The sequence below is a fragment of the Williamsia sp. genome (assembly GCF_016462415.1).
Lineage (GTDB): Bacteria > Actinomycetota > Actinomycetes > Mycobacteriales > Mycobacteriaceae > Williamsia_A.
Genome location: NZ_JAEMTF010000007.1, coordinates 29,428 through 55,433 on the forward strand (window position 1 = coordinate 29,428; position 26,006 = coordinate 55,433).

General features: G+C 68.4%; 24 protein-coding genes. 12 read left to right on the plus strand and 12 right to left on the minus strand.

Going from position 1 to position 26,006, the window contains the following annotated elements; genetic code table 11:
• The first annotated feature begins 162 nt into the window (after positions 1–162).
• Positions 163–339, plus strand: coding sequence for a DUF5302 domain-containing protein (locus tag JHC79_RS02985; RefSeq protein ID WP_296388382.1), 177 nt, complete (start codon positions 163–165; stop codon positions 337–339).
• A 7-nt stretch (positions 340–346) separates the two neighbouring features.
• Here JHC79_RS02985 and JHC79_RS02990 read toward each other — a convergent pair whose 3' ends face one another.
• Positions 347–2,029, minus strand: a complete 1,683-nt coding sequence (locus tag JHC79_RS02990; protein ID WP_296388383.1) for an AMP-binding protein — start codon at positions 2,027–2,029, stop codon at positions 347–349.
• Positions 2,030–2,126: 97 nt separating this feature from the next.
• Between JHC79_RS02990 and JHC79_RS02995 the strand changes: the two genes are divergently transcribed.
• The 3 genes from JHC79_RS02995 to mmsB are packed head-to-tail and all read left to right on the plus strand — an operon-like array spanning position 2,127 to position 5,687.
• On the plus strand, positions 2,127–3,647 hold the full coding sequence (locus JHC79_RS02995) for a CoA-acylating methylmalonate-semialdehyde dehydrogenase (RefSeq protein WP_296388384.1): 1,521 nt from the start codon (positions 2,127–2,129) through the stop codon (positions 3,645–3,647).
• 10 nt (positions 3,648–3,657) lie between these two features.
• Positions 3,658–4,821, plus strand: coding sequence for an acyl-CoA dehydrogenase family protein (locus JHC79_RS03000; RefSeq protein WP_296388385.1), 1,164 nt, complete (start codon positions 3,658–3,660; stop codon positions 4,819–4,821).
• On the plus strand, positions 4,818–5,687 hold the full coding sequence (gene mmsB, locus JHC79_RS03005; RefSeq protein ID WP_296388386.1) for a 3-hydroxyisobutyrate dehydrogenase: 870 nt from the start codon (positions 4,818–4,820) through the stop codon (positions 5,685–5,687). The genes JHC79_RS03000 and mmsB overlap by 4 nt, the downstream gene beginning before the upstream one ends.
• A gap of 15 nt (positions 5,688–5,702) precedes the next feature.
• Here mmsB and JHC79_RS03010 read toward each other — a convergent pair whose 3' ends face one another.
• Together JHC79_RS03010 and JHC79_RS03015 are read right to left on the minus strand one after the other, a co-directional pair.
• Entirely contained in the window at positions 5,703–6,206 is a 504-nt protein-coding gene (locus JHC79_RS03010) for a MarR family transcriptional regulator (RefSeq protein ID WP_296388387.1), read from the minus strand.
• A gap of 34 nt (positions 6,207–6,240) precedes the next feature.
• Positions 6,241–6,963, minus strand: coding sequence for a uracil-DNA glycosylase (locus JHC79_RS03015; protein ID WP_296388388.1), 723 nt, complete (start codon positions 6,961–6,963; stop codon positions 6,241–6,243).
• A 22-nt stretch (positions 6,964–6,985) separates the two neighbouring features.
• Between JHC79_RS03015 and JHC79_RS03020 the strand changes: the two genes are divergently transcribed.
• The gene (locus JHC79_RS03020) at positions 6,986–7,711 is read left to right on the plus strand and encodes an AAC(3) family N-acetyltransferase (protein ID WP_296388389.1); all 726 of its coding nucleotides are present in this window, start codon (positions 6,986–6,988) and stop codon (positions 7,709–7,711) included.
• Here JHC79_RS03020 and JHC79_RS03025 read toward each other — a convergent pair.
• The 3 genes from JHC79_RS03025 to JHC79_RS03035 form a co-directional block, all read right to left on the minus strand.
• Positions 7,693–9,156, minus strand: coding sequence for an HNH endonuclease signature motif containing protein (locus tag JHC79_RS03025; protein ID WP_296388442.1), 1,464 nt, complete (start codon positions 9,154–9,156; stop codon positions 7,693–7,695). The two genes, JHC79_RS03020 and JHC79_RS03025, sit on opposite strands and share 19 nt — an antisense overlap.
• An 84-nt stretch (positions 9,157–9,240) precedes the next feature.
• Positions 9,241–11,412, minus strand: coding sequence for an RNA polymerase recycling motor ATPase HelR (gene helR, locus JHC79_RS03030; RefSeq protein WP_296388390.1), 2,172 nt, complete (start codon positions 11,410–11,412; stop codon positions 9,241–9,243).
• A gap of 122 nt (positions 11,413–11,534) precedes the next feature.
• The gene (locus JHC79_RS03035; protein WP_296388391.1) at positions 11,535–12,680 is read right to left on the minus strand and encodes a citrate/2-methylcitrate synthase; all 1,146 of its coding nucleotides are present in this window, start codon (positions 12,678–12,680) and stop codon (positions 11,535–11,537) included.
• 67 nt (positions 12,681–12,747) lie between these two features.
• On the opposite strand from JHC79_RS03035, the gene JHC79_RS03040 reads away from it, so the two are divergent.
• From JHC79_RS03040 to JHC79_RS03050, 3 genes are read left to right on the plus strand one after another with little or no spacing between them, the layout of a single operon-like run.
• Positions 12,748–13,989 (plus strand): citrate synthase, encoded by a 1,242-nt coding sequence (locus JHC79_RS03040; RefSeq protein WP_296388392.1) that lies wholly within the window; start codon positions 12,748–12,750, stop codon positions 13,987–13,989.
• Positions 13,990–14,019: 30 nt separating this feature from the next.
• Complete coding sequence (locus JHC79_RS03045) at positions 14,020–15,414, plus strand: amino acid permease (RefSeq protein WP_296388393.1); 1,395 nt, start codon at positions 14,020–14,022, stop codon at positions 15,412–15,414.
• Positions 15,411–15,968 carry a hypothetical protein gene (locus JHC79_RS03050; RefSeq protein ID WP_296388394.1) on the plus strand — a complete coding sequence of 186 codons (558 nt, stop codon included), beginning with the start codon at positions 15,411–15,413 and terminating at the stop codon, positions 15,966–15,968. Before JHC79_RS03045 ends, JHC79_RS03050 begins: the two co-directional genes overlap by 4 nt.
• Positions 15,969–16,026: 58 nt before the next feature.
• Here JHC79_RS03050 and JHC79_RS03055 read toward each other — a convergent pair whose 3' ends face one another.
• From JHC79_RS03055 to JHC79_RS03075, 5 genes are all read right to left on the minus strand, one after another.
• Positions 16,027–17,226, minus strand: coding sequence for an endonuclease/exonuclease/phosphatase family protein (locus tag JHC79_RS03055; RefSeq protein ID WP_296388395.1), 1,200 nt, complete (start codon positions 17,224–17,226; stop codon positions 16,027–16,029).
• A 61-nt stretch (positions 17,227–17,287) separates the two neighbouring features.
• Positions 17,288–18,613, minus strand: coding sequence for a D-arabinono-1,4-lactone oxidase (locus JHC79_RS03060; protein WP_296388396.1), 1,326 nt, complete (start codon positions 18,611–18,613; stop codon positions 17,288–17,290).
• A complete protein-coding gene (locus tag JHC79_RS03065; protein ID WP_296388397.1) occupies positions 18,610–19,812 on the minus strand; it encodes an alanine racemase in 1,203 nt (400 codons plus the stop codon). The genes JHC79_RS03060 and JHC79_RS03065 overlap by 4 nt, the downstream gene beginning before the upstream one ends.
• Positions 19,809–21,068 carry an MFS transporter gene (locus JHC79_RS03070; protein WP_296388398.1) on the minus strand — a complete coding sequence of 420 codons (1,260 nt, stop codon included), beginning with the start codon at positions 21,066–21,068 and terminating at the stop codon, positions 19,809–19,811. Before JHC79_RS03070 ends, JHC79_RS03065 begins: the two co-directional genes overlap by 4 nt.
• A complete protein-coding gene (locus tag JHC79_RS03075; RefSeq protein ID WP_296388399.1) occupies positions 21,065–21,643 on the minus strand; it encodes a TetR/AcrR family transcriptional regulator in 579 nt (192 codons plus the stop codon). The genes JHC79_RS03070 and JHC79_RS03075 overlap by 4 nt, the downstream gene beginning before the upstream one ends.
• A gap of 157 nt (positions 21,644–21,800) precedes the next feature.
• Between JHC79_RS03075 and JHC79_RS03080 the strand changes: the two genes are divergently transcribed.
• The 3 genes from JHC79_RS03080 to JHC79_RS03090 are packed head-to-tail and all read left to right on the plus strand — an operon-like array spanning position 21,801 to position 23,366.
• Complete coding sequence (locus JHC79_RS03080; protein WP_296388400.1) at positions 21,801–22,193, plus strand: S4 domain-containing protein; 393 nt, start codon at positions 21,801–21,803, stop codon at positions 22,191–22,193.
• A 28-nt stretch (positions 22,194–22,221) separates the two neighbouring features.
• Positions 22,222–22,809, plus strand: a complete 588-nt coding sequence (locus tag JHC79_RS03085; protein WP_296388401.1) for a DUF3558 domain-containing protein — start codon at positions 22,222–22,224, stop codon at positions 22,807–22,809.
• A complete protein-coding gene (locus JHC79_RS03090; RefSeq protein WP_296388402.1) occupies positions 22,806–23,366 on the plus strand; it encodes a DUF3558 domain-containing protein in 561 nt (186 codons plus the stop codon). Before JHC79_RS03085 ends, JHC79_RS03090 begins: the two co-directional genes overlap by 4 nt.
• A 6-nt stretch (positions 23,367–23,372) precedes the next feature.
• On the opposite strand, the gene JHC79_RS03095 is transcribed toward JHC79_RS03090, so the two are convergent.
• Positions 23,373–24,134, minus strand: a complete 762-nt coding sequence (locus JHC79_RS03095) for an acyl-ACP thioesterase domain-containing protein (RefSeq protein ID WP_296388443.1) — start codon at positions 24,132–24,134, stop codon at positions 23,373–23,375.
• A 185-nt stretch (positions 24,135–24,319) separates the two neighbouring features.
• Here JHC79_RS03095 and JHC79_RS03100 point away from each other — a divergent pair, with 185 nt between their 5' ends.
• Positions 24,320–26,005: an FAD-dependent oxidoreductase gene (locus JHC79_RS03100; RefSeq protein WP_296388403.1), complete on the plus strand. Its 1,686-nt coding sequence runs from the start codon at positions 24,320–24,322 to the stop codon at positions 26,003–26,005.
• Position 26,006 lies beyond the last annotated feature (1 nt).

The following is a 26,006-nucleotide window of genomic DNA, read 5'->3' on the forward strand; positions in this document are numbered from 1 at the left end:
CCCGCGATGATGTCCGGGTCGGTGACGACGGTGTCGGCGGGCAGGGCCGCGATCAGTCCGTCGAGGGTGAGGGTGTCGGCCATCACACCAGAGTAACCGCGGGTGCGATGTGCGCCAGGAAAAATGGGATGACACGGTCACGAGAAGGCCTACGATGAGCGCATGTCTCCCGAACCCGACGCCACCGAGTCCGATCAACGCAAGGCGTTCCGAGAGGCCCTGGAGCGCAAGAAGAAAGCGAATCATCTGAGCGAGGAGCACCTCGACGCCGGTTCGAAGGCCGCCGGGTCCCGCGGCAACAAGTCGCACCAGCAGCAGTTCCGACGCAAGAGCGTCTAGACACGTCTCACGCGCGCTGCGTCAGATCCTCCTCGCGGAACTCGACATCGTCGGCCGGCGCGTTGCGCAGTTCCACCCGCCGGATCTTGCCGCTGATGGTCTTCGGTAATTCCGCGAACGCGATCCGGCGCACGCGCTTGTATCCGGCGAGGTGTGTGCGGCTGTGGTCGAAGATCGCGCGTGCGGTCTCCGGTGACGCCTCCCAGCCGGGCGCCAGCACGATGTAGGCCTTCGGGACCGACAGGCGCAGCGCGTCCGGGGCCGGGACCACCGCGGCCTCGACCACCGCATCGTGTTCCAGCAGAACCGATTCCAGCTCGAACGGGCTGATCCGGTAGTCGCTGGACTTGAACACGTCGTCGGTACGGCCGACGTAGGTGATGTATCCCTCCTCGTCGCGGCTGCCCACGTCGCCGGAGTGGTAGTAGCCGCCCGCCATCGCCGCGGCGGTCTTCTCGGCGTCCCCGTGATAGCCGGTCATCAGGCCCAGGGGGCGGTGCGCGAGGTCGATGCAGATCTCACCCTCGGCGACGCCCGCCTCGCCGGTGGCCGGGTCGACCAGTTCGATGACATAGCCCGGACACGGTCGTCCCATCGAGCCGGATTTCAGTGGCTGGCCGGGTGAGTTCGCGATCTGCACGGTGGTCTCGGTCTGGCCGAAGCCGTCCCGGATGGTCACACCCCACTGCGCCCGCACGCGTTCGATCACCTCGGGGTTCAACGGTTCGCCTGCGCCGACCGCCACCCGCGGCGGGGTGGTCAGCGACCCCAGATCGCTCTGGATGAGCATGCGCCACACGGTCGGCGGGGCGCAGAAGCTCGTCACGCCGCACCGCTGCATCTGCGCCATCAGCGCCGCGGCGTCGAACCGGGTGTAGTTGTAGATGAACACGCACGCCTGCGCATTCCACGGAGCGAACACGTTCGACCACGCGTGCTTGGCCCACCCCGGCGACGAGACGTTGAGGTGGATGTCGCCGGGGCGCAGGCCGATCCAGTACATGGTCGACAGATGGCCCACCGGGTACGACGCGTGTGTGTGTTCGACCAGCTTCGGCTTCGAGGTGGTGCCGGAGGTGAAGTACAGCAGCAGGGTGTCGTCGGCGCGTGTGGTGTGTGAGGCGACGAAATCGGCATCAGCCCGGAGGGAATCGGCGTAGTCGATCCACCCCGACACCGGCCCGCCGACGGCGATCCGGGTGTGCGAGGCACCGACCGCGTCGAACGAGGCGGCCAACTCGCTGCGCGCGATCACGTGGGAGACGCCGCCACGCTCGATGCGATCGGCGATGTCGGCCTCGGCCAGCAGGGTGGTCGCCGGGATGACCACCGCCCCCAGCTTCATCGCCGCGAGCATCACCTCCCACAGCTCCACCTGGTTGGCCAGCATCAGCAGGATGCGATCTCCGGGCGCGATGCCGGTGTCCCGCAACCACCCGGCGACCTGATCGGACCGCGCACTCATCTCGGCGTAGCTGACCTGCGTCTCGCCGCCGTCCTCCTCGACGATCCACAGCGCCGGGCTGTTGTTGTCGGCCGCCACCACGTCGAACCAGTCCCGAGCCCAGTTCCACTCGTCGAGATCGGGCCACGTGAACTGCGCGACGGCGGCGTCGTAGTCGTCGGAATGGGTCAGCAACAGGTCCCGTGCGGCTCGGAACTGTGCGGTCGCCGTGTCTTCGCCGGTCATCGGATCCTCTTCGTGGTGGTCATCGGTGTGTGCAGAAGCTAGGATATGCAACTATAGCGTGACGGCCACCACTAATCGTCGAGTTTGGGGTACAGCAATGACCACAGAGATTCCGCACTTCGTCGACGGCGTGCGCCGTCCCGGGACGTCCGGCCGCAGCGCCGACGTGATGAACCCGAGCACCGGTGAGGTGCAGGCCACGGTGCCGTTGGCGTCGGTGGACGAGGTGAACGAGGTGGTCGCGTCGTCGGTCGCGGCGCAGCAGATCTGGGGCGCGTGGAACCCGCAGCGACGTGCGCGGGTGATGATGCGTTTCGTCGATCTGGTGAACCAGAACGCCGACGAGCTGGCCGAGCTGCTCTCGATCGAGCACGGCAAGACCGTCGCCGACGCGCGTGGCGACATCCAGCGTGGTGTCGAGGTCATCGAGTTCGCCATCGGGATCCCGCACCTGTTGAAGGGCGAGTTCACCGAGGGCGCGGGCACCGGTATCGACGTGCACTCGGTGCGCCAGCCGCTGGGCGTGGTCGCCGGCATCACCCCGTTCAACTTCCCGGCGATGATCCCGCTGTGGAAGGCGGGACCGGCGCTCGCGTGTGGCAACGCCTTCATCCTCAAGCCCAGTGAGCGCGATCCGTCGGTTCCGCTGCGACTGGCCGAGCTGTTCCTCGAAGCCGGGCTGCCCGCCGGGGTGTTCCAGGTGGTCCAGGGCGACAAGGTCGCCGTCGACGCGCTCCTCGAGCACCCGGACGTGCAGGCGCTGGGCTTCGTCGGATCGTCGGACATCGCGCAGTACATCTACGCCACCGCCGCCGCGCACGGCAAGCGTTCGCAGTGCTTCGGCGGCGCGAAGAACCACATGATCATCCTTCCCGACGCCGATCTCGACCAGGCCGTCGACGCGTTGATCGGCGCCGGTTACGGCAGCGCGGGTGAGCGCTGCATGGCCATCAGCGTCGCGGTCCCGGTGGGGGAGCAGACCGCTGCCCGACTGCGCGACCGGCTGATCGACCGGGTCAACGCCCTGCGGGTCGGGCACAGTCTCGACCCGAAGGCCGATTACGGCCCGCTGGTGAGTGCGGCGGCGCTGGAACGGGTGCGCGACTACATCGATCAGGGCGTCGAGTCCGGTGCCGAACTGGTCATCGACGGTCGCGACCGCGCGAGTGACGACCTCACCTTCGGCGATGCCACGCTCGAGGGTGGCTATTTCATCGGGCCCACACTGTTCGATCACGTCACCCGGGACATGTCGATCTACACCGACGAGATCTTCGGGCCCGTGCTGTGCATGGTCCGCGCCGCCGACTACGAGGAGGCGCTCGCGTTGGCATCGGATCACCAGTACGGCAACGGTGTCGCGATCTTCACCCAGGACGGTGACGCGGCCCGCGACTTCTGCGCCCGCGTCCAGGTGGGCATGGTCGGGGTCAACGTCCCGATCCCGGTTCCGGTGGCGTACCACACCTTCGGCGGCTGGAAGCGGTCCGGATTCGGCGACCTCAACCAGCACGGGCCCGCGGCGATCCAGTTCTACACCAAGGTCAAGACGATCACGACGCGCTGGCCGTCGGGGATCAAGGACGGCGCCGAGTTCTCCATCCCCACCATGCAGTGACGGGCGACGAATGACGATTCTCGATGAGCGGTTGACCGACGACGAGCGCGTCATCGTGGACACCGCGGCTGCGTTCGCGGCCAAACGGATAGCGCCGTTCGCCCTGGAATGGGATGAGAGCAAGCACTTCCCGGTCGACGAGCTGCGAGAGGCGGCCGAGCTCGGCATGGGGGCCATCTACTGCGATGAGCAGTTCGGTGGCAGCGGACTCAGTCGGGTCGACGGTGTACGGATCTTCACCGCCCTGGCCGCGGCCGATCCGACGACGGCGGCGTTCCTGTCGATCCACAACATGGCGACCTGGATGGTCGACTGCTACGGCACCGATGAGCAACGTGCGCAGTGGGTTCCGCGGATGGCATCGATGGAACTGATCGCCAGTTACTGCCTGACCGAGCCGGCGGCCGGATCGGATGCGGCGGCGCTGAGCACCAAGGCGGTCGCCGACGGCGACGACTACGTTCTCACCGGGGTGAAACAGTTCATCTCCGGCGCGGGCACATCGGACGTGTACATCGTCATGGCGCGGACGGGTTCCGATGGTGCCGGCGGTATCTCGACCTTCATCGTCGAGAACGGGACACCAGGGCTGTCGTTCGGTGCGCAGGAGAAGAAGATGGGTTGGCACGCGCAGCCCACCGCCCAGGTGATCTTCGACGGCGTACGTGTGCCCGCCGCGAACCTCGTGGGCGGACCCGATGCGGTGGGCACCGGGTTCCGGATCGCGATGAACGGACTCAACGGTGGTCGCCTGAACATCGCGGCGTGTTCGCTGGGTGGTGCGCAGGAAGCGCTCGATCGTTCGCTGAAGTATCTCGACGAGCGGGAGGCGTTCGGCGGCAAGCTGATCGACGAGCCCACCATCCGGTTCGCGCTCGCCGACATGGCGACCGACCTGGAGGCTTCTCGCGGTCTGCTGTTGCGGGCCGCTGCCGCCCTCGACGCCGACGACCCGGACAAGGTGACATTGTGTGCGATGGCGAAACGGTTCGTCACCGACCACTGCCACTCGATCGCCGACCAGGCCCTTCAGCTGCACGGTGGGTACGGCTACCTCCACGACTACGGGCTGGAGAAGATCGTGCGCGACCTGCGGGTGAACCGGATCCTGGAGGGCACCAACGAGATCATGCGTGTGGTCGTGGGCCGCGCGCTGGCGAAAGGCGTGAGATGACAACCATCGGGTTCCTCGGACTGGGCAACATGGGCGGCCCCATGGCGGCCAACCTGGTCGCCGCCGGCCACACCGTCGCCGGATACGACCCGGTCCCCGCCGCCGCAGACGCTGCCGCTGCGACCGGAGTGCTCGTCGCCGAGACGGCGATCCAGGCCGTCGAGCGCGCCGAGGTCGTGATCACCATGCTGCCCAGCGGGGCGCTGGTCCGCTCGGCCTACGCGGAGATCCTCCCGGTCGCCCAGGACGGGGCGGTGTTCATCGACAGCTCCACCATCTCGGTCGACGACGCGCGGGACATGAACGCCCTGGCCGCGAAGTTCGGGTTCGCGCAGGTCGACGCGCCCGTATCCGGCGGCGTCAAGGGTGCGACCGCGGGAACCCTGGCGTTCATGGTCGGCGGTGTCGACGCCGCGTTCGCCGCGGTGCAGCCCGCGCTGGAACCCATGGCGGGCAAGGTCATCCACTGCGGTGGGCCGGGGAGTGGGCAGGCGGCGAAGGTCTGCAACAACATGGTGCTCGCCGTGCAGCAGATCGCGATCGGCGAGGCGTTCGTCCTCGCCGAGAAGCTGGGTCTGTCGGCGCAGTCGCTGTTCGACGTCATCACCGGTGCGACCGGGAACTGCTGGGCGGTCAGTACCAACTGCCCGGTCCCCGGACCGCTCCCGACCTCGCCCGCGAACAACGACTTCACCCCGGGTTTCGCCACCGCGCTGATGAACAAGGACCTCGGGCTGGCCATGGCCGCGGTCGAATCCACCGGCGCCACCGCGCCTCTGGGCTCGCATGCGGCCGAGCTGTATCGGGCCTTCGCCGCCGACAACGGGGCCAAGGACTTCAGCGCGATCATCGAGACGCTGCGCTAGGAGCGGCGGCAGCGGTCAGAAGTCGCCCGCGCTGCGGCGCAGTGTCTCGATCGTCTCGACGAGGGACCGGGCCTGTTCTGGTGGCACGCCGATGTCGGCGAACACAGCCCGGTTGAGGGTGACGGTCGCCTCTTGGACGGTGGAGCGGCCGATCGAGGTGATCTCGACGAGCGTGGTCCGGCCGTCGGTCGGGTGGGGGACCCGCGTGACGAGGCCGGCCGACTCCAGGCGTCGGATCGCGTGGGTGACGCTCGTGACGTGGACCTGCAGGCGAACGCTGGCCTTGGTGATCGGCAGCGATCCGGTGCGGCTGAAGGCCAGCAGTCGGAGGAGCTCGAAGCGGGAGAAGCTCAGGTCGAACGGGCGCAACGCCGACTCGACACGGGCGAGCAGGATCTGGTGGGCGCGCATCACAGAGGTGACGGCGACCATCCCGTCGGCCACGTCGCCCCAGCCGGCGGCCTCCCAGTTGTCGCGCGCCTTGGCGATCGGGTCGAACCCGGGGCTGTCGGACGGCATCTGTCTATTGTTACCGAAACAAGTTTGTGGACTGTCACAACCCGGCGAAGTCGGACGCTTCGGTCAGTACCGCTTCCAGCATCGCGGGGGTCAATCGGCCGGTGAAGGTGTTCTGCTGGCTCACGTGATAGCAGCCGAAGAGCCGGATCGGCGGTGCGTCGATGTCGCTGTGGTCGCTCATGGGGAGGTCGACGTGCACGCCGTGACCGAACTTCGGTCGCGGCCGGGGGATCTCGCGACCGTGCGTCTCCAGGGCGTTCAGTGCGGCCTGCCACCCGAACCCGCCGAGCGACATGACCGCCTTGACCGTGGGCGTCAGCAGGGTGAGTTCGCGTTGTAGCCAGTGCGAGCACTCGTCGCGTTCGGCTGGGGTCGGCTTGTTGGCCGGGGGAGCGCAGTGCACGGGCGCGGTGATGCGCGTGCCGCGCAGCTCGAGCCCGTCGTCGGCGGATACCGACGTGGGCTGATTGGCGAGTCCGACCGCGTGCATCGCCGCGAACAGGACGTCCCCGCTGCGGTCGCCGGTGAACATCCGCCCGGTGCGGTTGGCGCCGTGCGCAGCCGGTGCCAGGCCGATGATGAGCAGTGACGCATCGGCGGGACCGATGCCTGGAACGGGACGCCCCCAGTAGGTCTCGTCGGCGAAAGCCCGGCGCTTCTCCCGCGCCACCCGCTCGCGCCACTCGACCAGCCGGGGACATGCCCGGCATTCGCAGATCGCGGCGTCGAGGGTGTCGAGGTCGGGCACGGGCGTCACGAGTCGACGCTACGCTGCGATCGTGATCGCGAGTCTGACGCGCACCGACATCGTGCGGGCGCTCTCGTTGCTCGGATTGAGTGCCGGCGACATCGTGCTGTGCCACTCCTCGCTGTCGAGCATCGGACGGGTCGTCGGCGGCGCCGCAGCCGTGGTCGGCGCAATAGCGGATGTGGTGGATACGACGGGGACCTTTGTGGTGCCGACGTTCAGCGGTGAGATCGACACCCCTTTCACGCCGGACACTCCGACGCGTATGGGCGCCATCCCGAGTGCGGTTCTGGCATGGCCCGGCCGGAAACGTAGTTCGCACCCGCAGGCGTCGGTTGCGGCCGTCGGTGCTGAGGCCGCCGCCATCTGTGCGCGACAACCGTTGGCGTACGCGCTGGGCGCGGACTCGCCATTCGATGAGATCGTCCGTCGCAACGGCAAGATCTTGCTGCTCGGAGTCGGACACAACAGGAGTTCGATGCTGCACCACTCCGAATCGTTCGTCAGGAACCATCGACGGAAGATTCGACGGTTTCCCGTGGTCGAGAACGGCGACGTCGTGTGGATCGAGACACCAGATGTAGGGAACGACAATGACACCTACTTTCCAGCCGTCGGAGCCGAGTTCGAGCAGGCCGACGACTCCGTTCGTGTCGGGTGGGTTGGTGCTGCGGAGTCAAGGCTGTTCGACGCGAGGCGGTATGACAGGTTCGCGCAACACCGTCTGACCGAACTGCGTCAGAAGGGTGGCGGCTGATCTGTCCACGCCCGGTATGCCTCGCGCTCGGCGAGGATGCGTCTGGTTCGACGCTCGTCTGCAGCAGTGGGTGGGCGTGCGGTTCGCGGTGGTGGTCGTAGTGACGGGAACAGGTCTGCGCCGTTGAACGCGTTGCCGAGGAAGCAGTGCCCGGTCGGCGACTCGAACACGATCTCGCCGAGCTCGCCCTGGAAGTCGCGCCACCTGGTGAAGGTCTTGAGCCGATGGTGGAACCGACACAGGGGTTTGAGGTTCTCGCCGACGGTCGCGCCACCGGCTCTGGGGTGGCGCCGGTCGAAACGGTTGGTGTGGTCGAGGTCGCCCCGCCACGCCGGCGTGGTGCACCCCGGGAAATCGCAGCACAGGCTGCGGGCGCGGCAGAGGGTGTCGAGCGACGACCCCGGTCGGTAGCGATGCTCGCCGACCGTGGGATCGGCAGGGTTGAGCATGCTGATCTTCGCCGCGGCCAGCAGCCGACGGATGGCGTCGGCGTCGAGCACGCCGTGCCCGTCGAGGTAGCCCGGTTGCTGGTCGAGACCCACAAGCGTCGACAGGTTCACCACGACGTGCACATTCACCGGCGACGCCGGCGCCTCGCGCGCAGCGGGTGTGGCGGCTGCTTCCGGCTCCTCGACGAGCTCGACGCACCGGGGACAGCGGCACGGGAGGGTGGCGTCCGGGCCCAATCCGGTTGCCGCGAGAACAACCTGAGCGTCGGCGCGTCGCTGGCTCATGGTCCGTGGGTCGGCGCTGCACACCGACCGTGCCATGTCGGTCAGTCGGGCGTTGACGACCGCGGCGTCGGCGGCGGCCAGCGAACCGGACACCCGCGACATCCCGGGATTGAACCGATCCGGCGTGATGTCCATCGACCGGTCCTGCTCGGCACGCTCGCGGCGCCGGCGCAATGCCTCCGGGTCGATCTGGCTGATCAGAAAATCCACGAGAGCCCGCAGCCGCGCTCGCGACATCGGGGGTCGTGCCGACAGCTCGGCGGCCAGGCGACGGTCGAGCTGGTCGCACTGCGCGTCGTCGAACAGTCCTGCGGTGCGATCGAGGATGAGGCGCAGGTCGCTCACGCTGATCCGACCGGTCCCCAGCACCTGACCGGTGAGCGGCATCCTGGAATGCATCCGCAACGCCGTCTGCACCGTCGCGCGCGCCGTCCCGACCGGCACATTCGTGACCGCGCCGACCTCGGCGATCGTCTGCTCGGTGCCGTTGGGCGTCAACTGCGTTGCGGGATCGTCGGCGAACCGCTCGGCCATGTCCTCGACCCAGTCGTCGGTGCGCAGGTCGTGGAGCCGATTGATCAGGTGCATCATCCGGTACTGCGCAGCGGCAACGGTGGCCGCGCAGTGGGCGATGAGCTCGATGACCTCGTCCGCCGGGCGCGTGACATCGTCGGCGATCGCCGCATCCAGATCGAGCAACCCCGCGCCCATACTCACCCCCGCTGTTCGCCCTGATGTGGTTCGAACATAAGACGCACCCCTGACAGGTTCGGTTCCCCTGTATCTCAGACTTTTTCAGGGTGTGCGGTGCGTGAGCACGACGAGTCTCTGGGTCGCGCGCGTCATGGCGACGTAGCGATCCACCGCGCCCTCGATGCCCGAACCGAACGACTCCGGGTCGACCAGCACCACCAGATCGAACTCCAGTCCCTTCGACAGCTCAGGGGACAACGACCGGACTCGTGGTGACGCAGGGAACGTCGGATTGCCGATGACGCAGGCGATTCCGTCACCGTTGGCGGCGAGCCATTCGTCGATGACCGACTGCAGTTCCGATGGGTCTCGGTACTCGACGGGAATCCCGCTGCGGCGTATCGATGTCGGTACGTTGGCGTCGGGCAACACCGACCGGATGACCGGTTCGGCCTCGGCCATCACCTCCTCGGGTGTGCGGTAGTTGATGCCCAGCGTGGCCACGTCGACGGTGCCGACGCCGATCCGGTGCAGACGCTCGACCCAGCTCTCGGTGAACCCGTGTCGGGCCTGGGCGCGGTCGCCGACGATCGTGAAACTCCGAGAAGGACAGCGGCTGAGCACCATCTGCCACTCGGCGTCGGTCAGCTCCTGGGCTTCGTCGATGACGACGTGTGCGAAGGGGCCGGCCAACTGGTCCGGCGCGGTCGTGGGTCGGGCAGCCTCGTCGACCAGGACGTCGTGCAGATGGCCACCGCGCAGCATCGTCACCAGGCCGGTGCTCTCGCCGTCGCCGTCGTTGTTGCCGTCGTCGGCGGCGATGAGGTCGTCGATCACGGTGGACCGGCGTGCGCGCTCAGTGGCGACTGCCCGGAGTCGCATGCTCGCCCGTCGGGATGTCTCCGGGTCGCCGAGCCGGCGGCGCGCGGCGTCGAGCAGGGGGAGATCGGACACCGTCCACGCGTGTGCGTCGGATCGCTGCAGTGCCGTGATGTCCGCGGGACGCAACGAGGGTGCGCACCGGCGGAGGTAGGCCGGCACCGAGAAGAGATCGCCCACCACATCCGTCGCCTCGAGCAACGGCCACGCGCGATTGAGTACACCCGCCAGATCTCGGTTCTGTCGCAACGAGTCCCGGAACTCGCCGACCGGAACCCCGTCCACCCCGTCGAGGAGGATCTCGACGAGTTCGTCCCAGATCATCTCGCGTGCCTCGTTGTGCGGCGTGCCGGCGTCGGGTGCGTCGAACGCGGCGGCCCAGTCGGCGGCACTCAGCCAGACGTCGGCCCAGTCGGTCTCCACGGTCATGCCCTTCGCGGGTGGCTCCTCGTAGAACGCGACGGCGGCCTCGATGGCGTCGACCATGACGATCGTCGACTTCAGTCGGGCCACCGCGGGATCGGTCTCGATCGACGCGCCTGAGCCCTCGGCGACCAGACGCCGCAGCGTCGTGGTCTGCACACTGTCCTCACCGAGACTGGGGAGAACGTCGCCGACGTAGGCCAGATAGGGCTCGTGGGGTCCCACGAACAGCACGCCGCCCCGGTGGTGACCGAGGCGCGGATCGGAGTAGAGCAGATACGCGGTCCGGTGCAGGGCGACGACGGTCTTGCCGGTACCCGGTCCGCCGTCGACGACGAGCGCTCCGCGCGACCCCGCTCGTATGATCGCGTCCTGATCGGCGGCGATGGTGCCGAGGACGTCGCGCATCTGCGGCGTCCGGTTGCTGCTGAGGCTCGCGATGAACGCGGACTGGTCGTCGAGAGCCGCGGCGCTCTCCCGCCCATCATGCGCGAAGACCTCGTCCCAGAAGTCGCTGATCCGGCCGAGGGTCCAGCGGTAGCGGCGCCGTCGTTCCAACCCCATCGGGTTGCCGTGGGTGGCACCGAAGAACGGCTCCGCCGCGGGCGAGCGCCAATCGAGCAGGAGCGGACGGCCGTCGCGGTCGGACAGGCCGAGCCGGCCGATGTACACCGGATCGGGGCTGTCGACGGCGACCATGTGACCGAGGCACAGATCGATCCCGTAGCGGCGCAGCGTTCGCAGCCGGGTGGTGAGCCGGTGGATCTCCATGTCGCGGTCCATCGCCGCCTGTCCGAGACCGCCCGGCGACCTGCGCTCGGCGTCGAGACGGTCGGACAGCTCGGCGATCGCCTCGTCGAGGCTCGCCGAGATCGCCGCGAAGTGGCGTTGGTCGGCGGCGATCAACGACGGGTCGGCCTTGGCGGTGAGCCGCTCGGGCAGGTCGAATGCATCGAAGGTGTGCGGGGGCACGTCAGCAGCTCTCGTCTCTCTCGGATTCTGGCTCGGGCCAGCGAGTATGCAACGAGATACGGGTCTTGCGGCAAGCCCCTGTGTGCGCTATATCTTGAAAGTGGAAAGAGGCACTTCCTCTCTCAACTCACCAGCTCTGCGACCTCCGGTCCCACGTATGTCGCCCGCGGCCGGATGATCCGCCGACTCTGCGCCTGTTCCAGGACGTTGCTGCACCATCCGACGACGCGGCTCACGGTGAACGTCGGGGTGAACATGGTTCTCGGAATCCCGCATCGATCCATCACCACACCGGCGTAGAACTCGACGTTCGCATACAGCGGCCGATCGGGGTGGGCCTGCTGGAGGACGCCCACGACCTCGCGTTCGACGTCGACGGCGAGATCCACCAGACCGCCACCGAGTTCGATCGCGATCTCTCGCAACAACTCCGAGCGCGGATCGACCGTCCGATAGACCGCATGCCCGAATCCCATGATGCGTCGGCCCGAGGACAGTTGCTCGCGCGCCCACTCGCCGGCTGCCCCGGTACCGCCCGCGGCGACGATCTCGTCGAGTGCATCCAGCGCCCGATCCGGCGCGCCGCCGTGCAACGGGCCCGAGAACGCGCCGATCGCACCGCAGATCGTCGACACCAGATCGGCGCCGCTCGACGCGATCACCCGGGCGGTGAAGGTCGACGCGTTGAATCCGTGATCGATTGTCGCGATCAGATATTGCTCGACCGCCCGAGCGTGCGCGGGCGCGGGCACCTCACCGGTGATCGAGTACAGCCAGTGCGCCGCCGTGTCGAGGTCATCGCGCGCGGGCATGGGCTCGGCGCCGGTCGAGAGTCGATGCAGCGCAGCGAGAATCGTGGGGGTGACCGCGCTGACGCGCAGCGCATGCCGTGACCGTGTCGACTCGTCGCTGTCCCACAACGGCGCCATGCCCTCGAGTTGGCCGAGGGATGACAGGACGGTCCGCAGGTCGATGAGCGATCGATGATCTCTGCCGGTCGTCGCCACCACCCGGATCATCGTCATCAGCTCGTCGTCGACGGCTCGTAGCGACCGGATTAGAGCGGTGAACTCCGCCAGCTCGACCGCGTCGGGGAGTCGGCCGTGTACGAAGAGGAACCACACCTCCTCGAATGTGCGATGACGCGCGAGATCGGTCGCCGAGTACTGCCGGTACTGGTAGAAGCCCTCGTCGCCGCGAACGTCGCCGATCTCGGTGTGTGCCACCGACACATTCGACAATCCTGGGTCGGCCTCGATGACGGACATCGCTTCCTCGATTCTCTGTCATGCGTTGACTTTCGGCCTACATTCGACGGTGACGTGAGAGGAGTCAATGTTGATCGGATCAACATCGCCGAACCCGCATCGGTGGCCGAAGGCCCTGCGGCACGACGGACGGGACTTCCTGACCACCGCACAGGTGGCACGGGTTCTGGGAGTCAAGACGCAATCGGTGTACGCCTACGTGAGTCGGGGACAGCTCGACAGTGTTCGCATTGCCGGCGTCCGCGGCAGCCTGTTCGCCGTCGGTGAGGTCGAGGCGTTTCGGGCGCGTACCGCGCGTCGCCCGCCTGCCGGGATCGTCGAGCGTATCCAGACCGAGATCACGCTGATCGAGAACGACCGCCTCTACTACCGCGGACGCGACGCGACCGAACTGGCATGGAACTCGGACTTCATCGATGTCGTCGAGATGCTTTGGGGGACAACGGCAGGGACCGATCACCGCGGGTCCATGCGTGGGGTCCTCCCGCCGCTGCCGCCCATTGCCGGTCGTCGCGTCGACGCCATCCGCGTGATGATCGATCTCCTCGGCGCCGCGGACACCCACCGCGGAGACGTCGCCAGCGATGCCGTCGCAGAGAAGGCGATGTGCGTCATCGACGCCATCGTCGAAGCCCTGCCGGTGATCGGTCATCCCCCGCGCGGCCACGACCTCGCGGACCGTTTGTGGTCTCGTCTGTCCCCGATGGCGCCGACGCCACAGCGGGTGAGACTCCTCAACGCCGCACTGGTGCTCCTGGCCGACCACGACCTGGCTGCAGGGACCATCGCCGCGCGGGTCGCGGCGAGCGCGCGGGGCAGTGTCTACGCGGTCATCTCGGCCGGACTGGGTGCGTTCGACGGCCCCCTGCACGGCGGCGCCACCACCGTCGCCCAGGAGTTCCTCACCGCGGTGCTCGCCGACCCGGAGGGTCCCGACCACGCGGTGGCGGCACACCTACTGGACGAGCAGAGGCTCCCCGGGTGCGGTCACGTCATCTATCGGCACCGCGACCCGCGGGCCGAGGCGCTGATCGACGGGTTGATCGCCGACGGTGGACGACGCGGCATCCTCACCGCTCTCGACGCCGCGCGAGCAGGTGTGAACGGGCTCGACCGTGGTTTCGTCAACTCCGACCTCGCGTTGGCCGCGTTCGCCCTGCGCTACCGCATGGTCGACGATGCGGCCGAGACGATCTTCGCGGTCGCGCGCATCGCCGGGTGGGTCGCGCACGCGATCGAGGAGTACCGCGAGCCGCGTCTGCGGTTCCGACCGGAGGGTGTTTACACCGGCATACGACCCGCGGGGTGACCCGAGTCACCACGGCGTTAGTCTCGCGCAATGACTTCTGAGACCACCGACGTTGTCGAGGACGGATACCAACGCGGGTTGTCCGCCCGCACCGTGCAGATGATCGCCATCGGCGGTGCGATCGGCACCGGACTGTTCTACGGCGCGGGCGGCGCGATCGAGCAGGCCGGCCCGGCGCTGATCCTGGCGTATCTGGTCGCCGGTCTCGCGATCTTCGTCGTGATGCGCGCGCTGGGTGAGCTGTTGATCTACCGACCCGTCGCGGGGTCGATCTCGGAGTACGCCGATGAGTTCCTCGGCAAGTACCTCGGGTTCACCAACGGATGGACCTACTGGGCGGTGTGGACGACCACCTGCATGGCCGAGATCACCGTTGCGGGCAAGTACATCAACTACTGGTTCCCGTCGATCCCGGTCTGGGTCACCGCGCTGGTGGTGCTGCTGGTGCTGTTCACCGCGAACCTGATCTCGGTCAAGGTGTTCGGTGAGGCGGAGTTCTGGTTCTCCATGATCAAGGTGGTCGCCATCATCGGCATGATCCTGATCGGCACCCTGGTGCTGTTGCCCATCGCCGGCATCGGACCCGACGCCGGACCGTCGCTGACCAACCTCTACGGCGACGGTGGCTTCTTCGCGACCGGCTTCAACTCGGCGTTGCTCAGCCTGCAGATCGTGGTGTTCGCCTACGTCGGTGTCGAACTGGTGGGCGTGACCGCCGGCGAGGCCGCCGATCCCAAGGTCACCCTGCGCAAGGCCATCAACACCCTGCCGTTCCGTATCGGCCTGTTCTACGTCGGCGCGCTGATCGTCATCCTGTCGGTGCGCGGATGGCGCAACTACTCCGAGGGCAACAGCCCGTTCGTCGAGGTGTTCGCCTACATCGGCATCCCGGGCGCCGCCGGCATCGTCAACTTCATCCTGTTGACCGCGGCCCTGTCGTCGTGCAACTCCGGCATCTACTCCACCGGGCGGATGCTGCGCAGCCTCTCCCAACGCGGTGATGCCCCGAAGAAACTGACGACGCTGTCGTCGCGCCACGTGCCGGTTGCCGGGATCGTGCTGTCGGCAGGCGTCATGGTGCTCGGCGTGATCGTCAACATCATCGACCCGGCGCACGCGTTCGCCTACATCACCTCGGTGTCCACCGTCGGCATCATCTTCGTGTGGAGTTCGATCCTGGTCAGCCACTTCATCTATCGCAGGCGTGTGGCCGCAGGCGCGTTGCCTGCGTCGGACTACCGCCTCCCGGGGGCGCCGATCACCACCGCGATCGCCCTGGCCTTCTTCGCGATGGTGATCGTGTTGCTGTTCTTCAGCGAGTCCGGTCGGATCGCTCTCGTGGTCGGCGCGGTGTGGTTCGCCGGCGTGACCATCGGGTACTTCGTGCTCACCGGTCGGCGACGCGCGGTGCACGCCGGCAGGTGAGGTACCTCGCGGTCGAGGGACGGGTGTGGAGTTCCCTCGCTCGATGGCGTCGGAGCCCGAGGCCTGACGGCGTCCACCGATTCGGCTACGGGGCGCAGCTCCGCGTGCTGTTGATCGCAGTGCTCGCGATCGCTGTGGTCGAGGGTGTCGTGATTGATTTCCTGCTCGGCCTGCTGACGGATTCGACCCTCTGGCCGATCCTCGCGGCCGCAGTCCACGTGTACGCGCTGTGCTGGGTTCTCGGCATCCTCGCGTCGTTCCGAACGATGCCACACGAGATCCGTGGTGACAAGGTGCTGTTGCGTAACAGTGTCTTCGGGGGAATCACGCTACCGATCGAGTGCGTCGAGTCGGTGAGACCGTCCCGCACCGCCAGGACTGGTTTGTCGGGACTGAAGGTCGATGCGGACGGACGGTCGGCAGTGCTCGGGCATGGTGACACGACGGTCCGACTCCATCTCGTCGATGTCGAGGTACGCGGCACCCCGGTGGACGTCATCGACATCACTGTGGATGAGCCCCGTGCGTTCATCGCGGCATTCGTCGATCGGTGACGTAGGCCCAACAGCGGCGCACAACGGCCCAACACGAGGAACGACGGACCGACACACGTCAGGGGCGAAGGTCCACCCAGACCAGTCGGTGATCGCTGCTGACGGACGGCGGCATCAGTTCTCGTCCGGGCTCGCCCGGCCCCGGCCAGAAGACCTGCGCGCGCGACACCGGTAGATCGCGTGACGGCAACACGTAATCGACTCGGAGGTTTCCCGGTTCGGGGTCGGAGAAATCGGCCGTGCGCAGGGCGGGTGGCGTAGTGTGACCGGTCTCGCCCGCGCTGTCGGCCACCGCCCCGCGCGACGTCGGTCGCGTGTCGTGCACCCGTGCCAGTCGCAGCACCTGGTTGATCGCACCCACACCGGGGCCGGGCGGGCCTCCGTCGTTCGGGTCGCTGTTCTGGTCACCGACCATCACGAACGACGACCCCGGCGCGAGTCCGCCGCGGTGCCCGGAGTCGTCGTAGATGTAGTCGGCACGCGGTCCGCCCGCGATGTAATCGGCCGACATCCGGATCTCGTCGTGGTTGCGCCGACCGTTCCGGTCCTCCGGGCCGTCGAAACTCGGCGGCGTCGGGTGCGACGCGAGCAGGTGCACGGTGCGACGCCCGATGGTGATCGGCAGGTCCCAGTGCGACTTGCTCGACAAGCGCAGGATGTCGGCGGCTCCGCCGTAGTAGTCGCGAGGGATGAGGTTGCCGGGCTGATCCTTCCAGAGGAACTTCTGGAACGTCCGCGCGTGTGCGGTGTCGATGGGGTACTTCGACAGCACGAGCATCCCGTACTGACCGGGGAAGGCGCCGAACCCGTAGGCGTCGTCCGGCCCGTCGGACTTCCCGTCGCCGTTGAGGTCCCGCCCGGTCGGCACGCCGGTGTTGACCGGGGCGGTGAACATGTACGGGTAGTCGATCGGTGCGGCCCCACGCTGCGACCGCGCCAGGTAGTTCTGGGCGAACAGCGTCGCCGCAGCCAGGTCGGGGTAGTAGTCGAACTCGTTGAGCAGCAGTATGTCCGGACGATTGATCTGGACGATCTGCGCGATGGTCCGCGCCTGCGGGTCGACTCCCGAGCGGAGGTCGGTGAGCAGCGCCCCGGCACTCGGCCGGTTCAGGCTGGCGTTGAACGTCGCGACGCGGACAGTCGGGTTCACGCCCGACGAGCCGAACCCGGGTGCCGCGGACGCGGTGGGAACGGTCATCATCGACGACAGCACGCAGCCGAGCGCGACGAGCAGGACGGACAGGTGTCGCAGACGCATTCCCGGCACAGTAGGGGCCCTCGGCGAACAGGCGGCCACGGCGCGGTGAACTCCGCGGTGGTCACCGACCGAGCACGGTCGTGAGGTAGTCGTTCGCGAACACGCGGTCGGGATCGAGAACGTCACGCAGCGCGCGGAACTCGTCGAAACGCGGGTACACGTGACGGAGGTCGTCAGCGGTCCGGGTGTGCATCTTGGCCCAGTGCGGCCGGCCACCCCGCCGGAACAGGATCTCCTCGATGTCGGTGAAGTAGCTGTCGGGTCGGTCGCCGTGATAGCGGTGCACGGCGATGTAGCCGGTGGTCTGCCCCGACGCCGTCGAGAGCATCAGCTCGTCGGCCGCGGCGGCACGCACCTCGATGGGAAACGACACCCGATGCCCGCGGTCGGCGATCAGCCTGCGGATCTCGCCGATCGCCTCGGGGACCTCGGCGAGCGGTATCGCGTACTCCATCTCCCGGAACCGCACGCGCCGTGCGGAGACGAACGCCTCGTGCGACGCCTCGACCATCTGCCGTGACGACAACGCCGCGCCGGCGACACGCGCCAACGGTGCTGTGACCGACGGGAATCGGGCTCCCGCCGCGCACATCACACCGAAGATCCCGTTGCTGAGGATCTCGTCGTCGACCACCCGGCGCAGCCGCCCCGGGCCGGTGACCGGGGTGTCGGCGGGCAGCCTGCGGTTGGTCTTGCTCAGGGCGACGTCGGTGTGCGGGAACCAGTAGAACTCGTGGTGGTCGTGGGTCGCGACCGCGTCGAGGAACCCGGCGATCGCGTCGTCCACCGACATCGCGCGTTCGGTGGCCTCGATCGCGAACGCGGGGACGCACGCCAGAGTGATCTCGGTGAGGATGCCCAGCGCACCGAGCCCCAGGGCGGTGGCCTCCAGGGTCGCCCGGTCGGCATCGGTGACCGTGAGCATCTCGCCGGTCCCCGTCACCATCCGCAACCCGACGATCTGCGTCGCCAGACCGCCGAAATTCCGCCCGGTCCCGTGGGTTCCGGTGGAGGTGGCGCCGGAGATGCTCTGGCGGTCGATGTCGCCGAGATTGGGCATCGCGAGCCCCAGCGGCTCGAGGATCGCGGGCATCTCGTGTAACCGGGTGCCGGCGCGGACGGTCACCCGCCGGTTCGCCGGATCGGCGTGCACGAGACCGGTCATGGCGGTGGTGTCGATCTGGATGCCCGGCGCCACCGCGATGCCGGTGAAGCTGTGTCCCGATCCCACCGCCTTGACCGTGCCCGCCTCCGACCGCGCCCGCCGGACCGCGGCGACCACGTCGTCGGCGTCTGCGACCGCGACGACCTCCCGTGGGACGACGGACTGGGTCCGACCCCAGTTCTGCCACCGGCCGCTCCCACCGGTGCGGCGATCGCTGCTCACAGAAAACACTTTCCCTCACCTCGGTAGGTCGGTACGGAGTCGACGACGGTGCCGTCGTCGACGATGACGATCTCGGCTGCATGCTCGCTCGTCTCGCCGGATTTGGTGTGCCGGAACCAGACCCGGTCGCCGATGCCGAGATGATCCGCTGCCGCACCGCGAAGCGGTGTCTGGACCTCGCCGGCTGCCTCACGGGGTTCGTAGGCCAGGCCCTCGGGCCACACCGGCCGCGGCAGCCGGTCGGGCGCCGGCGGGCCCGATGCGATCCACCCGCCGCCGTGGCACGTCACCACGCCGGGGGTCGGTCGGCGGACCACCTGCAGGCCGAACGCCAGGGCCGGGGACGGATGGAACCTCGAGTAGTTGTCGAACAGGTGCCCACCGAAGAACCCGCTGCCCGCGGCGATGTCGGTGACCGAGTCGTCGGCGGCGGTGGCCTCGAGTGAGCCGGTGCCGCCGCCGTTGACGAACTCGAGGTCGGTGATCTGACGGATCGCGGCGACCGCGGCGCCGCGTCGGCGACGCAGCTCGGCCATCGACGCCGCCTGCATCGCGCGAATGAGCCTGTTGCGCAGCGGAGCACCGCTGCGCCAGCTGCCGCTGATCGCGTCACCGACCCCGGCCACCTGCGCCTCGTACGACATCACGCCGACGAGGTCGACTCCCGGCCGGTCCATGACCGCCCGGGCCAGGGTGGTCGCCTCGGAGGCGGTGTGGACGGGCGAGCGCAGCACCCCGATGTGACCGAGCACGGGTGCGCGCAACGACGCGTCGAGGTCGATGGCGACGCGCACGGGGTTGCGCCGTCCCGCCGGGGCGGCCGCGTCGATCAGGTCGAGGTGGTCGACGGAGTCGATGAGCAGGGTCACCCGTGCAGCGGCGACGTCGTCGGCGGCCAGCGCCGCGATCGAGGCGCGGCGGGCGGTGGGGTAGCCCATCAGCACATCGGTGACACCGGACTCGGTGGCGAGCCAGATCGCCTCGTCGATGTCGTAGGCCAACACGCCTGCGAACCCGTCGCGCCCGAGGATGTCGTCGATCACCGACCGCACCCGGATCGACTTGGACGCCACCCGGATCGGGACCCCCGCGGCGCGGCGGCGCATGTCGGCGATGTTGGCCTCGAGTGCATTCCGATCGAGCACGACGACCGGGCCGTCGAGGTCGGCGGTGGCGCGGTCGATCGACGCCCAGCTCATCGGACCGACCGCACGCGCAGCACCGACAGTCCACCGGCGATGCCGAGGACGGCGGAGACGGTGAACAGGGCGGTGAATCCGCCCGAGACGGCGACGGTGGCCGCGCCGAGCAGGGGTCCGAGGGCCTGCGGGACGGCCATGGCGATGTTCATGATGCCGAGATCCTTTCCGGTGTGTTCCGGGTCGGGGAGTACCTGGGTGGCGAGGGCCTGATCGACGCCGAGGAAGCTGCCGAAGCCGGCGCCGAGGAGCGCAGCGGCGACCATCGTGGTCGGCACGGACGCGGCCACCGCGATGACGAGCGCGGCCACGCCCTGCAGTGCGCCTGCGGCCAGCACGAACGGTTTGCGTCGACCGAGTCGATCGCTGGCCAGCCCCGATCCGATCGCCGCGGTGATCACGAAGACCATGTAGATCCCGGTGAGCAGCAGCAGATCTGCCTCCGCGTCCGCTACACGCAGCCCGAACTGGAGGTAGTAGAGGAGAAGTGAGGTGCCGAGTGCGTTGCCGAGGTTCACCAGCACCCGCCCACCGAGTGTCCACCCGAAGTCGGGATGCGCCCGCGGCGAGATCCACAGTTCGCCGACCACCGCGGCGACGGTGAGCTTTCTGTGTTCACGGGAGGTGTGCGGCGGGTCGTCGACGGACATCACGAACGGGACGACGCAGACGACGAGCAGCCCGGCGACCACGAGATAGCCGGATCCGGTGGACAAACCGAGGGCGGCGATCAGGCCGATGCCCAGGATCACCCCGATGGCCTGGGGGGCCGACACCCAACTCGACACCACACCGCGTTGTGCGACGGGCACCCGATCGCCGATCAGTGCGGTGAGCGCGGCCGACGCGGCGCTGAAGCCGGTGATCGCCACGCACCACCACACGGTGATGCCGACCAGCCCGGTCCGGGTGCCCAGCACGACCAGGGCGATCGCGAACACCACGACGCCGCCGAGAATCCAGGGCCGTCGCCGACCGAAGCGGCCGGTCGTCCGGTCCGACAACGACCCGGTGAGGGGGAACGCGACGAGCGCGAAGACGGCCGAGATCCCCGACACCACGCCGAATGTCGTGACGCTGTGCCGCCAGTTGGTGTCGCTGACGGTGTCGCCGATGCCGAGATGGTCGTTGATCTGGCTCGGCAGGCTCAGCTGGAACGGCGTCAGCTGTGCCATCCAGATGCCCAGCCAGGCGAGGGCGAACAGGGCGATCCACCGGGTGCTCACCCGCGACGCCACCGCCGGTGCCGCGGTCACGTCGGCTCGATGTGGGTGAGGAGCATCGCGACGCAGGCGTCGACGATCTGACGCGCGACCTCGAGGTCGCCGGTGGTGAGGTAGGCCAGGGTCAGCCCGTCGGTCGAGGCCACCACGAGTGGGGCCAGGGTCCGCGGCGGGGTCCGCCACCGGACGCCGGTCACCTCGGCCGCGGCAGTGAGCGCCTGCGCGGCGAGATCGTAGTAGCGCGTGTACATCTGCGCAGCGAACGAGTCGAGTCCGGGTGTGCGCCGCGCGTAGTGCGCGAGCGCCAGCAGAGCCTGTTCGCGCGCGGGGTCGGCCACCACGCTGTCGAGGTACCCGAGCAGACCGCCACGCAGCACGTCCTCGACGCCCCCGGCGTCGGCGCCGTCCGGCGTCGGGGCGCGCAACACCGCGTGGACCGCGGTGTCCTCGCTCGACAGTCCCGACACCACCAAGGCCTCGAGCAACGCATCCCGCGAGTCGAAGACGTAGTGGAAGCTCGCCAGCGAGACGCCCGCCGCGGCACAGATCTTGCGGGTCGTGGCCGCCTCCACCCCGCTCTGCGCGACGACGCGGAACGCAGCGGCCACCAGGCGGTTGCGTCGTTCGTCGACGGGTATACGCGTGATGGTCGGACTCCTCGCGTCGCAAAGTGGGTCAGATGACCCACTTGATGGCTCGACGGTAGACCACCGTCCCCGGTTGCGCGAGCGATCGGCGACATCGCCGGGAAACTATCCTGGTCGGATGTCGGAACCCAGCACCCGTGTCGACAGCTGGATCTGGGCGGTGCGCCTCACCAAGACCCGGTCGGCGGCCGCCTCCGCCTGCCGGGCCGGGCACGTCCGCGTCAACGGGACCCCGGCGAAACCCGCGCAGCACGTCGCGATCGGTGACGAGGTGCGTCTGCGCGTCGCCGGTCGGGAGCGGATAGTCGAGGTCGCACGCGTGCTGTCGAAGCGGGTCGGGCCGCCCGTTGCCGCGGAGGCGATGATCGACCGCAGTCCACCTCCACCCCCGCGGGAGGTCATCGCGTCGATCCCGGTCCGCGACCGTGGCGCCGGCCGACCCACCAAACGTGAACGGCGCGAGACCGACCGCCTGCACGGACGCGACATCCCCGGCGGACGGGACCTCTGACCCGTCACCGCGACCTACACTTGCGCCTGTGGACGGACTCGCACCGGGCAGACACGCATCGACTTCGACGCCGCGCTCCGCGGCGGGTGTCATCGCGCTGCTCGCGGTCCTCGGCCTGCTGCTCGCCGGATGCTCCGATTCCGGCGGCGACGGTGATGGCGGATCCGGTACCCCCACGACCGGCTCGGCGGCCGGATCGGGCCCCTTCTTCGGCGAGTGCGGTGGCGTCAGCACCGCGGAGGTCTCCCAGATCGTCGACACCCAGGGGCTGACCAACGTCACCAACAACTCGTCGGGCTGTGAGTGGGTGACCAGCGACGACCAGCTCGGACCGCAGTTCTCGTTCAACTGGTACCGCGGCAGCCCGATCGGCCGTGAGCGGGCCACCGAGCAACTGTCGCGGGAATCGACCACCGACCTCACCATCGACGGCCACAGCGGCTTCATCGCGTCCTCGCCCGGGATCTGCGAGATCGGGATCGCGTTCGGCGCCGACTTCTTCGAGTGGTCGGTGAGCTATGGGGTCACCGCTTCCGGTGAGTTCGACCGGACCACCGAGCAGGTCTGTGACGCCACGAAGAAGTTGTCCACCACGACGATCGAGCGGGCGAAGTGACCCGCCGGGTGTGGGTCGCGCTCACGGTTCTCGTAGCCGTGGTCGCGCTCCTGCTCGCCGGTTGCTCCCGAGCCGTCGACGGTGAGGCCGTGTCCGTCAACGCAGGCGGCGCGGGCGGATCGAGCCGGGGCAACGTCGACACCGACCAGTTCGACAAGTTGCTGCTCGAGTGCACCCTGCTGACGACCGACCAGATCGCGAAGGCCGTCGGGGGAGAGGCCGCGCAGTCCAGCTTCAACGGCGCGATCTGCCGGTGGGTGGTTTCCGGCGCCGTGACCACGGGCGTGACCTTCAACTGGTTCGAGACCGGGAACCAACGCGCGGAGAAGGACGTCGCCCGCAAGCTCGGCTACACGACCGAGAACGTCCGCATCTCCAGCACCGCTGCGTTCACCCAGCGCGACCCGCGTCGCCCGGCGGCGTGCGGTGTCACCGCGAACTCACCCGCGCGGGGCGTCTACACCTGGTGGGTCGAGCCCCGGGCGACCGGCGCGTCCGGCGACCCGTGCGCGGCTCCGACCAAGCTCATGGAACTGGTCCTCAGCGGCGGGCAGTGATCGCTCTCAGGCGGCGGTGATGCTGATCGTCGCGGCGGTCTGACCGTCGACGATCATCCACATCGACAACCGGTCCCCGTCGCGGCGGCGGCGGATGGTCATCTGCGCGCCCGGGGTGATCGGTCGCAGGTACTCGATGATCGCCCGGTGCGGACGCGCCGTCAGATCGGGGTGCTCGAGGAGCTCGTCCTCGACCGCCTCCCAGTACGCGGCGTTGTTCAGATGCTTGAACGGATCGAAGTCGGTGCTGCGCAGCACGTGGACGCGATCGGTCTCACCGGGCTCCGGCGCCGGTTCCGGGTTCATCGTCTTCCACCGCAGCCGGTGCTCGTCGGTCATCGCCGCGAGCATCCCGAAGGCCTCGTCGGTGATCCGGGACGGCATGCCCTTGTCGTTGACGTTGATCCAGAAGGCCTCGGTCTCGATCAGACCCGGCGGCCGCATCTGCGGGTTGAACCGGTTCGTCTCGTGCTCGGCCGTCACCCGGACCCGCATGTTCGTCCACCGCGTCGAGAGCGCCCCGCACCAGCGCTGCAGCGTCACCGTCGCAGGCCAGCTGATCGGCTCGATGACATCGATGACCGTGCGACGGACGATCCAGAAGGGATCGGAGTCGTGGAAATCGGTCGCCTCGATGTTGTCGTTGGCGATGTCCTGCAGGTACCGCGCGGTGCCGTCGAGGCGCACCCGCATCTCCTGGTCGACGTCGTCGGTGCGCACCCGATAGCTCGTCTCGAAGAACTGCGCCTTCGACAACCGCGGTTGCATCGGGGGATCGAACGGGTAGGGGTCCTCGGGCAAGTGAATCCTTTCGACCCCGGCAGCATAGGCTCCACCATGACGCTCACGGGACTTGGGAACTTCTCCCGGGCGTGGTTAGAGTGAAGAAAACGCACATAATTAGAACACGTTCCACCCTGTGGATCGTTCGAGTCCTCCGAGGTAACTGCCTTATGGCGCACGTGATCACCCAGCCGTGCTGTAACGACGCGAGTTGCATCAGCGTCTGCCCGGTGAACTGCATTCACCCCACGCCCGACGAGCCCGAGTTCCGCACCGCGGAGATGCTCTACATCGATCCCGACACCTGCATCGACTGTGGCGCGTGCATCGACGAGTGCCCGGTCGAGGCGATCTTCCCCGACGACCAGCTCGACGACAAGGGTGAGCGTTACCTCCAGATCAACGCCGACTACTACAACGACCACGACGTCTCCGGCGGTCTGGTGCCGCCGCGCAAGCAGCCGCCGCTGCCGCAGGGCAAGACGCTGCACGTCGCGATCGTCGGCGCCGGGCCGGCCGCGTTCTACGCCGCCGAGGAGCTCGTGCGCCACTCCGCGGTCCGCGTCGACATGTTCGACCGCCTGCCCACCCCGTACGGACTCGTCCGCGCGGGCGTCGCGCCGGATCACCCGTCGACCAAGGGTGTGGAGAAGCAGTTCGCGGCCACGGCCAACAAGAAGACCTTCGAGTACTTCCTCAACGTCGAGGTCGGCACCCACGTCACCCACGACGAGCTGCGCGAGCACTACTCGGCCGTCGTCTACGCCGTCGGCGCGTCGACCGACAAGCGCCTGGGCATCCCCGGCGAGGACCTGCCCGGTTCGATCCCGGCGACGGAGTTCGTCGCCTGGTACAACGGCCATCCCGACTACGCCGACCTCGACTTCGACCTGTCGTCGTCGCGGGCGGTGATCGTCGGCAACGGCAACGTCGCCCTCGACTGCGCGCGGATCCTGCTGACCGACCCCGACACCCTCGCCCGCACCGACATCGCCGATCACGCGATCGAGCGTCTGCGGTCGAGTCAGGTCACCGAGGTCGTGTTGCTGGGTCGCCGCGGCATCGCCCAGGCCGCGTACACCAACGCCGAGTTTCTCGCGATGGGCGATCTGCCCGACGTCGACGTCATCATCGACGACGCCGAGCTCACCCTCGACGCGGCCAGCGAGGAGGGTCTGGGCGACGGTTCGCTGGACTCGACCATCGCGACCAAGGTCCGCATCGCCCGTGAGTTCGCCGAGCGCGGGGACACCGGCGCCCCCAAGCGCGTGGTGTTCCGCTTCCTGGTGTCACCGCTGGAGCTCAGCACCGACGGGTCCGAGGGTGCCGACGGCGCCGTGTCGACCCTGCGCTGCGTGCGCAACGAACTGGTGGACGGTGAGCGCGTCGCCGTCGCACCCACCGACGAGACCTTCGAGATCGAGACCTCGATCGTCATGCGCGCCATCGGCTATCGCGGTGTGCCCGTCACCGACCTGCCGTTCGACGAGAGTCACGGCGTGGTGCCCAACGCCGACGGCCGGGTCCTGACCGCGCCGGACGGGGATCCGATCACCGGGGTGTACGTGACCGGGTGGATCAAGCGCGGGGCCACCGGCGGGATCGGCATGAACCGTCTCGACGGTCAGGAGACCGCCCACGCGGTGCTCGCCGACTTCATCGCCGGGGGCCTGGCCGAGCCGACCTCCTCGCGGGAGAAGGTCGCCGACCTGATCGCCGGGCGCGGGGCCAACCGCATCGACGCCTCGGGCTGGAAGAGCATCGACGCCACCGAGAAGTCCGCGGGCAAGGAAGCCGGGCGGCGGCGGGTCAAGCTCGTCCGCATCCACGAACTCGAGGGTGCCGCAGCCGGCTGAG